This window comes from Thauera mechernichensis, assembly GCF_029588855.1.
GTDB classification, from domain to species: domain Bacteria; phylum Pseudomonadota; class Gammaproteobacteria; order Burkholderiales; family Rhodocyclaceae; genus Thauera; species Thauera mechernichensis.
Window position 1 is genome coordinate 165,492 of the sequence record NZ_JARQZE010000004.1, and the last position, 7,284, is coordinate 172,775.

At 66.5% G+C, this 7,284-nt stretch carries 9 protein-coding genes; 2 read left to right on the forward strand and 7 right to left on the reverse strand.

The window, feature by feature from the left end:
* Positions 1-42: 42 nt before the first annotated feature.
* From cpaB to P7F68_RS07810, 7 genes are all read right to left on the reverse strand, one after another.
* Entirely contained in the window at positions 43-894 is an 852-nt protein-coding gene (cpaB, locus tag P7F68_RS07780) for a Flp pilus assembly protein CpaB (protein ID WP_277832066.1), read from the reverse strand.
* On the reverse strand, positions 891-1,076 hold the full coding sequence (locus P7F68_RS07785) for a hypothetical protein (RefSeq protein WP_002929251.1): 186 nt from the start codon (positions 1,074-1,076) through the stop codon (positions 891-893). The genes cpaB and P7F68_RS07785 overlap by 4 nt, the downstream gene beginning before the upstream one ends.
* Entirely contained in the window at positions 1,073-1,867 is a 795-nt protein-coding gene (locus tag P7F68_RS07790; RefSeq protein ID WP_277832068.1) for a hypothetical protein, read from the reverse strand. Before P7F68_RS07790 ends, P7F68_RS07785 begins: the two co-directional genes overlap by 4 nt.
* On the reverse strand, positions 1,864-2,619 hold the full coding sequence (locus P7F68_RS07795; protein ID WP_277832070.1) for a hypothetical protein: 756 nt from the start codon (positions 2,617-2,619) through the stop codon (positions 1,864-1,866). The genes P7F68_RS07790 and P7F68_RS07795 overlap by 4 nt, the downstream gene beginning before the upstream one ends.
* A complete protein-coding gene (locus tag P7F68_RS07800; protein WP_277832072.1) occupies positions 2,600-3,481 on the reverse strand; it encodes a hypothetical protein in 882 nt (293 codons plus the stop codon). The genes P7F68_RS07795 and P7F68_RS07800 overlap by 20 nt, the downstream gene beginning before the upstream one ends.
* Positions 3,482-3,492: 11 nt before the next feature.
* A complete protein-coding gene (locus tag P7F68_RS07805; RefSeq protein ID WP_277832074.1) occupies positions 3,493-4,821 on the reverse strand; it encodes a pilus assembly protein TadG-related protein in 1,329 nt (442 codons plus the stop codon).
* A 66-nt stretch (positions 4,822-4,887) separates the two neighbouring features.
* Positions 4,888-5,190 carry a hypothetical protein gene (locus tag P7F68_RS07810; protein ID WP_277832076.1) on the reverse strand — a complete coding sequence of 101 codons (303 nt, stop codon included), beginning with the start codon at positions 5,188-5,190 and terminating at the stop codon, positions 4,888-4,890.
* 286 nt (positions 5,191-5,476) lie between these two features.
* Between P7F68_RS07810 and P7F68_RS07815 the strand changes: the two genes are divergently transcribed.
* Both P7F68_RS07815 and P7F68_RS07820 read left to right on the forward strand, forming a co-directional pair.
* Positions 5,477-6,232: a PEP-CTERM sorting domain-containing protein gene (locus P7F68_RS07815; protein WP_277832078.1), complete on the forward strand. Its 756-nt coding sequence runs from the start codon at positions 5,477-5,479 to the stop codon at positions 6,230-6,232.
* Between the two features lie 103 nt (positions 6,233-6,335).
* Entirely contained in the window at positions 6,336-7,169 is an 834-nt protein-coding gene (locus P7F68_RS07820; RefSeq protein WP_277832080.1) for an efflux RND transporter periplasmic adaptor subunit, read from the forward strand.
* The last annotated feature ends 115 nt before the right edge of the window (positions 7,170-7,284 follow it).

Sequence of the window (7,284 nt, forward strand, 5' to 3'; positions counted from 1 at the left end):
GAAGGTGGAGGGGGATCGGTAGCGGACGGATCGCGGGGGGCGTCAGTCGAGGGGGGCTTCCCGGTGCGGTGTGAGTTGCAGGCCGTTGGTGATCGGGCCGCCGCCATAGATGACGGGGACGCTGCTCACGCTCCGGCTGTCGCCCTTGGGGAGGCCAAGCAGGGCATGGGTGTCGGTGATGAGCGAGGACACCGGCGAGAGGTCGCCGGGCGCTCGCAGCAGCGCCGTGACACGGCCGATCTCGCGCGCGGCGATGACGCGTTTGGCGTCTTCGGGGTTGGTGTCGAGGGTGATGGTGGTATAGCCGCCGTGGCGTCCGTCGGCCCTGGCGCTCTCGGCGTCGGCCTGGCTGCCGGTGGCGAGCACCGCTACGCTCTGCAGCAGAGTGAAGGTGTAGTTGCGATGGGCGTCGCGTATCGAGACCACGATGTCGATACGGTCCCCCGGTTCGACCATGCCCGACAGTGAGCTGATCTCGTCGACCGGCACGGTGACCGCGCGTTGCCCGGTTTGCAGGCGGGCCGAGAAGCTGGGGGCACGGTTGCCCTCCAGTTGCGCCCACAGGATGGGTTCGCCGATCGCCGCGGGGTGGGCGAGTGCCGAGCCCTCTGCGCGACTGAACTGCTCGGGTGTGATCGCGCCGGAATGCGCCCAGGCGCGCGGGATCTCGCGCACGGCAACGGTTTCGGGCGTGATGAGCGCGCCGCCTGGCAGGTTGGATTTGGCGACGATCAGGTGGACCGTGTCAGCGTCTCGATCGCGGGCTTCGATCTCGGCCATGCGGCTGGACAGGTAGTTGCTTGCGGCAAAGGCGGCGATACCGCCCAGTGCGAGGGCGAAGGCGAGCACCACCCAGTGCTTGCGGGCGCGCGGCGGCGTGTTGGTTGGCGTCATAGCGGCAGTGAGATGAAGGCGCTCAGGCGGTTGAAGGCGGTGTGGATGGCAGTGAGCAGGGTGTCGACCACCGAGCTGTCTCCCGCTCTGCCAAAGCCGATCAGCATCGCCAGTACGAGGAGCGCGACGAGGTACTCGGTAAGGGCCTGGCCGCGTGTGCAGGAAGCTGGGGGGCGAGTCATGGCTGGCGTGAGAGCAGGGTGAGGACGGCGTGGGTTTGGTTCTCGTGCCGCATCAGGACGAGCTGCGCCTGGCCGGAGGTGCCACCGAAGTGCTGCAGCAATGCGCCGTTCCTGCCCCTGACCGGCGGGCTCTCGGGATGCAGGCCGCGGCGGGCGAGTGTTGCGGACAGTCGATCGAGGTTGACCCGCAGGCTATGGGTATTGGCCAGCACGAACTGGCGCGAGGCGATCCCGCCGTCGGTTGATTCCATGTCCGAGAGCAGGGTCGTACCCGCCGGTATGTCGAGGCCGAGAGGCCTGCCCGCAGCCGCGCGTGCGCCGTGGCTGTCCGCCACTGCCACCAGCGCTTCGCTGCCGCCATCGGGCAACTGCTGCAGCGTGACGGTGATGAAGAAGTTGCCGCGGCCTTGCGCCAGCACTTGGGCGCCACCAGCCTGCGATTCGGCATGCGGCTGGCCGAGCACCTGCCGGTAGTGGCTGGCGAGGGCGTCGACGGGGAGCGCGGCCTGTACGCGTACGATACGCATCGGCGTGCCATTGATGCGTATCTGCCCACCGACTTCGTCGATGTGTGACTCTCGCGGGTGTGCGAGCGTCGGCCAGGCTGCTGCCAGCTCGCCCGCCTGTGACGGGACTGGGCTGGCAAGGGAAAGGCAGACGGAAAGGAGGCAGGCGAGGAGCAGGCGTTTCACGCCCAGCGGCGGGATGCATGCCCGGTCGGCCGGCATCTGCGCGGGTGATGCGACGGCAATGGACGTGACGGCTGCAGGCAGGGTGCGCAGGGTCTTCATCGGATGCGGTCTGCGGGGACGATGTCAGGGTTGATGCGGCCGATGTCGGGTAGCTGGCTACCCTCGAGCACGGCGGCGAAGGGACGAAGCGCCGAGACGAGCGTATCGAGCGGGCCGAACGGGAAGGGGCCGACGGGATTCCAGGGTTCCCGGCGCAGGGCGCTGCGCACGGCTGCCGGGCCAGGGGCCGACCATGGGTCGACCAGCACCGTGGCATGACGCTCGATCGACAGACCGAGTGCGTCGAAAGGCGCAAGGCCGGCAACGTTCGCGACACCCACCCGCAGCCTGGCTGTATGCAGGTTGCTCTTGTCCAGGCCCATGCCCGCCGCGAACACTGCACCCACCGGTTGTGACAGTGCCTGGCGCCGGCTTTCTACGCCGACGTGGGTGGAGAACACCGGCAGCAGTGCGCCACCGCGGTGGTCGGACCACAGCGGATTGCGGTCGGCGCTGACGTCGCCAGCCACGTCGCCGGTCTTGATGGCAGCCGAACTGGTGCTGAAGAATCGCCGTCGTAGCTCGTCTGCCAGCACGGCGTCGGGTTTCCATGGCTGGAGGCTGCCGCCGTGGCGGACCGTGCCCTCGAAGGCGGCATAGCGGGCGGCGGCCGCTGCCGCCTGCGCGATGTCGAGCTGTTTGCCGATCAAGGGCACGATCAGGAGCAGGGGCAGCAACACCAGCGCCAGTGCCAGGAACTCGACGCTGGACTGGCCGCGGATGCGGGCGCGATCAGCGGGTTTGGGCAGCATCGCCCGCATCCTCCTGTGGCTCGAACACGTTTGCCGGCAGATCGATCGGTCCTTCGAAGCGCACCACCCGGACCTCCAGAACGCGCTCCGTGCCGTCGCTGCCGGTGCTGATCACCTCGGTACTGAGGCTGTCGTCGATGGGCATGCCGATGCCCTCGGGGAGTACGCAGCTGCGCACCTCGACCGGCGGCGGGCTTTGCACCCAGCGGCACGATCGGCCGGCGATGCGATCCTCGCGCTGTCCGGCGGCGGGCTTCAGTGCCGCCTCGCCTGCGGTCGGCACGGCGGGTGCCAGGCTGTCGAGGGACAGGGCATCACGCAGCAGGGCGGCCGTGTCGTGCTCGAGATGCGGCATGGCTCTGCGGCGCCACGGCTGGGGCCCGCGTACGGGGTCGATCTCGCGGTTCAGCACCGTGCGCTGCCTGGGGCCGAAGTGGCTGATCCTGGTGGTTTCGCGCACGCGCACCTCGTAATGGCAGCGCGAGATTGCGACGAGTTCATGGTGGCGCTTGACGACCGAAGACTTGCGCACGCCCGGGTGGTGGTGCTCGATGACCTGGTAGGTGCCGACCTTGTCGAGATCGCCGCCGAACCGGAACGCGGCACCTTCGCGTTCGCAGGCGGCTCGCAAGCCGGGGAGAACGGCCTGCGCGGCCTTGCGTGCAGGAGGAACGCTGGCTTCGCGATGAATCACGTAGCCCCCTGGAAGCGTGCCGATGGCCATGGCATTGCCCGCAAGAAGAAGGGTCACCGCGATGATGCTCGCCGCTGCGATCGGATGGTTCGGGACGGGAAGGCGGCAGGTTGCGGCCAGCAGCAGGTGGATCCAGGCCATCGAGGACCGTTGGGGCGGGAATGACATGACGGTGGGGCTCACGGCAGCTGGACGCTGCCTTGGCGTAGTTGGGCCTGGGCGCGTTCGGCTGCGGATACGGGCGCAAGGCGAGCCTGCCAGTAGGGGTTGAACAGGCTGCCACGCTCGATGCGGCCGGGATGGCGGGGGTTGCCGGTGTCCGGACGCTCGAAGAAGACTTCGACGCTTGAGATTGCCGCGCTCGTGCCGGCAAGCATTGCGCCGTCGAAAAGCTGCAGCCGCCCAGTGGGCTTGACGCTGCTTGTGCCGCCGGAGAAGCGCTGGGTCGAGCCGGGCTTGGTGACGCGGATGCTGAGGCGGGTGCGCGGACTGTCCGCAGCCAGGGCCCGGTCCGAGAGTTCGCGGAAGGTGGGCACGGCGCCGCCGCCCAAGGTGCTGGCGGGGAAGCCCCAGCCCATGCCCGAGGGTGAGTCGGCCTGCCTGCTCGCCCGGGGATTGGTGGGGCGCGACCCAGCATAGTCGTATGCGCGGTCTGCCAAGCTGTCGGCGGATGCGGCCGTGCCATAGCCGATCGGCCTTTCGCTGCGTCGGCAGCGCCAGCGGCGGATGCCATGGTGGTGAGCGGAGAAGGTGTCCATCGACTTCCAGCCGTCGACCAGGCCGATCAGTTCGGTGCTGCCGCGCTTGCGCAACTCGATGCCATGGCAGAGCACGACGACACCGAAGTTCCAGTTGCGAGTGCGCAGGAAGGCCTCCCGGTCATCGTTGACCAGCCTGCCCATGCGCTGCCTTTCGGCGCGCGAGGCGTAGTTGCGGGTGAAGCCGAGAAAGTCGTCCGTGAGCGGGATCGGGTCGACGACGGCCTGCGGGTCGTTTTCCTGGGCGATGCGCCGCATCAGCACGAGGCGTCCGGCAAGGGCAAGGCTGTCGCCCGGGCCGTGCATGAGCTGCTGCGACAGCGCCAGCGCCTGGATGGCTGCGTCATGGTTGGCGACGGTAACCGCAAGGGCGGGCGTCAGGGTGTCCATGATGTCCTCGAAACGCTCCATGGCGCGGGCGAGCGCAGTGCCGACGCCTGGTATGAGGTGCATGTAGGGGCCGATCGTGGCTGCTGATGTCCCCATGTACCTGGCCCACGACGCCACTGCGACCGCCTGCCCGATTGCGGCCTGGTTGGCGACGATGGCGCGGTTGGCGTAGGCGTCGTAGTTGAGTATGCGTGCCTCGAACACGCCGGCGCTGTAGGCAACCGCGTCGGCCGTATTGGTGAGGCGGAGCTTTTCCTGCACAAGCTGCCCGCTGTTGAAGAGGAAGAGTGCGGTGGCCGCGACGGCAAGGACCAGCAGCAGCCCGATCGGGAGTGCCTGTCCGCGCTGCCTGGGCGTCATGGGCGTATGCGGTTCTGTCCGCCTGCCCTTGTGCATGTCCGTTCGGCGTCCGCGCTGTGCGCCGGGTTACTTGCCGACCTGATTCACATAGGTGTCCAGGGTGTGCTTCTGGTTGCCGACTGTCTGTGCCTGACCGGCCGCCGTCTGGGCCGCGCTCTTGGCGGTGCTGCCATCCTTGCCGGAGAGCTCCTGTGCGATGGCCGCCGTCTGGTTGCGCACCGTCTGGCCGAAGTACTGATACACGGCAATGGCGGCGACGGCGATCATGGCGACGATGATGATGTATTCGGTCATGCCCTGGCCGTGTTGAGCGGGTTTGCGCACGAGGCGGGGCGTGTTCTGGAGAGGCTGCTGTGCAGGTGCTGACATGAGTTTGCCGTCCGGTGATGTCTTTGTAATGATGATGTCAAATGAGAAGTGCATAGTCAATATGCCATAAGAATTTTTAGCGTGGGATTTTCGTTGGCTCGCTATCCCTGCGAGTACCAAGAAGGGGGTGGGCGGTCGAGCTCGCATGGCATTGAAAGGTGTCGGTTTTTTTTACACATATTGACTTCGATTCTGGTCGCCGCTCCTCAAGTGACTGATCGCTATACGGTGGAACGGATATTGCTGTGTCGTGCCGCGACACGTATTGAAAATGGATGAGTCATTTATGATGAAGGCGCTTTCGAAATTCGCTGTGCTCGCGGGTTGCAGCATTGCGTTCAATGCCAGTGCGGCCCTGATCGATCGTGGCAATGGGTTGATCTATGACGACGTGCTTGATGTGACGTGGCTGGCTGACGCCAATTACGCGCGCACATCCGGTTTCAGCGCAGACGGCCGGATGAGCTGGAATGCTGCGACGGAGTGGGTCGAGAACCTCAGCTACCAGGGCTATGCCGACTGGCGCCTGCCGCGTACGCTGCAGCCCGATCCTTCCTGCGAGTTCAACGATGCGCTGGGCGGCATGAACCTGAGTTACGGCTTCGGGTGCCTGGGGAGCGAACTGGGGCATATGTTCCACGTCAACCTGGGCGGGCAGCCCGGTGGCGGGCTCGACAGTGCGACCAATGCCGACGCGCTTGCCCTGTTGGTCAATGTGGCACCCGCTGCGTATTGGTCCTCGACGGTTCTGGAGGCCTATCAGGACTACGCGTGGCTGTTCCTGCTCTGGAACGGTGATCAGGATTACAACGTGGTCGAGGAGTCCGAGCACTGGTATCTGGCCCTTCAGCCCGACGGTAGTTATGACTACCTCGATTTCGGACTTTTTGCCTGGGCGGTGCGGGATGGGGATGTGACGACCCCGCCAGGCGGGGGGAGCGTGCCGCTGCCGTCGTCGTTGCTGTTGCTGGGGAGCGCGGTCGCGGGGCTGATGACTTGCCGGCGCCGATCGAGCGCCGTGGCGCTCTCCCGTCCGGCCTGAACGCCGGTTGGCCCTTGTGTTGCGCCTGAGCGGGGCGCTGGATACATGTTCAGCGTTGCGCTCCGTGTGCGCGCAGCAGGACCTGCTGCCGAGGTTTCCCCTTATGAAATGTGTTCGTGCGGCGCTGGCCTCGTTCTTTCTGGCCGGAGTGTCGCTTGAGGCGTATCCCGCCCAGTCTGCGGTTTGTCTGCTGGAGCCGCGCCAAACGGTCGAACTGGCGAGCCCCGTTACGGGGCTGCTCGCCCAGGTCAACGTTGCCAGGGGCGAGACGATCCGCAAGGGGCAGGTACTTGCGGCGCTGGATGTGCGGGCAGAGCAGGCCGCAGCAGAGCTTGCCCGCTTCCGTGCGCAGCAGCGCGGACCCGTCGAGTTGGCCGAGCGCAAGGTGGCATTTTCCCGCCAGCGCTTCGAGCGTCGTCAGGCGATGGCTGCAGAGCGGCTGATTCCCGAGCAGGAGCGCGACGACGCCGAGGCCGAGCTGCGGCTCGCGGAGTCCGAACTCAGGGTTGCCAACGAAGAGCGCCAGAGTGCGCGTCTCGAGCTGGCGCAGCATGATGCCCAGTTGGCCTTGCGCACACTGCTCAGTCCCTTCGATGGCGTGGTGGTTGCGCAGCTTGCTTACCCGGGCGAGGTGGTCGAACCCGGCTCGACAGGCAAGGGCATCCTGAAGATCGCGCAACTCGATCCGCTGCGCGTTCATGTCGTGCTTCAGAAAGAGGCTTTCGGCACCATCAATGCCGGTGATGTCATCGACGTGGTCCCCGAGATCCCGGCAGGGGCTCGCTACTCGGCGCGCGCAGTGAGTGTCGATCGCCTGATCGACGCTGCAAGCGGCACGTTCGTGGTGCTGCTCGAACTACCCAACCCTGAGCTCGCTATTCCGGCTGGGGTGAAATGTCGGGCGGTGCTCTCGCCAACTTCCGCTCCGGCACAGTGAGCCGATGCCTTTCCATCTTCCATTGCTTGTCCCGCGCTGCTTACAGCGGTGCCGTGCTTCGCATGAGCACCGCGCGGGCTTGCAGAAACGCCATTAACCGAACCCCGGAGTCGCC